At 60.5% G+C, this 1,636-nt stretch carries 1 protein-coding gene and 1 pseudogene; one reads left to right on the forward strand and one right to left on the reverse strand.

Features of this window, described 5'->3' with window-relative positions; translation table 11 throughout:
- Window positions 1-300 (forward strand): annotated as a pseudogene (locus tag AAC035_RS21220) (hypothetical protein); the annotation flags it as partial.
- A gap of 73 nt (window positions 301-373) precedes the next feature.
- Here the strand turns inward: AAC035_RS21220 and AAC035_RS21225 are convergent.
- Window positions 374-1,636, reverse strand: a 1,263-nt coding sequence (locus AAC035_RS21225; protein WP_339807108.1) for a fatty acid--CoA ligase family protein, incomplete at its 5' end; no start/stop codon positions are given.

Raw genomic sequence — 1,636 nt, forward strand, 5'->3', positions numbered from 1 at the left:
TTTACCGGCCGCTTCCTGGATGCCAAAACCGCCTGTGACTGGGGACTGGTGAACCGGGTGGTGCCGGCAGCGGACCTGATCCGCGACGCCCTCGCCCTGGCCGATGACATGACGGCAGTGGAGGCACCGTTCATGGCCAAGTACCGTCATCTGATCGAGCACGGTTACGACTTGCCCATGGACGATGGTCTGCGCTACGAGACGCTGTTCTCGTCCATCGAGAACAGCACGGTCACACCGGAAGATATCGAGCGCCGCCGCCTGGCGGTCATGGAGCGGGGCCGGGCCCGCAAGGGTTAATCGGTACCAAGAAAATAGTGGACGTTCGCCGGGAAGCTGACCGTGTGGTCGCTTCCCGGTGCCACACGGCCGGTCAGCCCCGGGTTTCGGTGTCCCTCAATTCCCGTTTCACCAGTTTGCCATTGGCATTGCGAGGCAGGGGTTCGTAACTCAGTGTGACGAAATCCGGAATCTTGTAGTCTGCCAGCCGTTCCCGGCAATAATCCCTGATGTCCTCCGCTGTCAGCGCCTCGTCTGTTGTAAACACAAAGGCGTGAAGTTTCTCACCCAGTACCGGGTCTTCCTGACCGATCACCGCACACTCAGTGACCGCCGCATGGTAGGTGATCGCATTTTCCACCTCAATGGTGTAGATGTTGTAGCCACCGCGAATCACCATGTCTTTCTTGCGATCGAAAATGCGGACGTAGCCTTCGGCATCAATGGCGCCAATATCACCGGAACGCCAGTAACCCGCGACAAAATTTTCCGCAGTTCGCTCCGGATCCTGCCAGTAGCCAGGAATGACCACCGGTCCGGAGATCCACAACTCCCCGGTCTCACCGGTGGCCACTTCCCGCCCCTGATCGTCCATCACCAGAATCTTCGCCGTTGGCGCCACCAGACCGATACTGTCCAGGCGTGCCAGCTGCTGCTCCGGGGGTATGGCGGTCACCATGGTGCAGGTTTCGGTAGCGCCGTAGGCGTTCATCAGTTTCAGGTGTGGTAGCCGCTCACCAAACTCCAGAATGGTGGACTCGGGCATGGGGGCACCACCGTAGACACCGACCCGCCAGGCGCTGAGATCCAGCTGGTCGAAATTGGCCCGCATCAGACACAGCTTGTACATGGCCGGCACCAGCACGGTGCTGGTCATTCTCTCTTTCGCCGCCAGCTCGTTAAAACGACCCGGCTCGAACTCCCGCATCAGAATGGTACAGCCCTTCATGTTCACCATGCTGAATACCATGGCCATCAGTCCGGTAACATGACTGCCGGGAACCGCGAGAATGGTTCGCTCGCCCTCCTCCAGCTCCAGACAGTTGTGCCACAGCACCACGGTGTGACAGATATTCAGGTGGGTCTGCATGGCACCCTTGGGGCGACCGGTGGTTCCGGAGGTGTACAGAATGACCGCGGTGTCTTCCTCCGCAGGTTGCGCCAGCGGCCGGGAATCCGTCGCGCTGTCCAGAAGATCCTGGAAGGCTTCGGCGCCATGTTCGGCATCGGCCAGGTCGCCACTGACGAACACATTCTGCTGCTGTTTGCCGGCCTCGCTGTTGCGGACCCGGGCCAGCAGGTACGGCTCGGTCACCAACACCGCTGGCGTGCAGTCAGCCATGATGTAGCCCAGCCC

It is taken from the genome of uncultured Marinobacter sp. (genome assembly GCF_963974375.1).
GTDB lineage: Bacteria > Pseudomonadota > Gammaproteobacteria > Pseudomonadales > Oleiphilaceae > Marinobacter.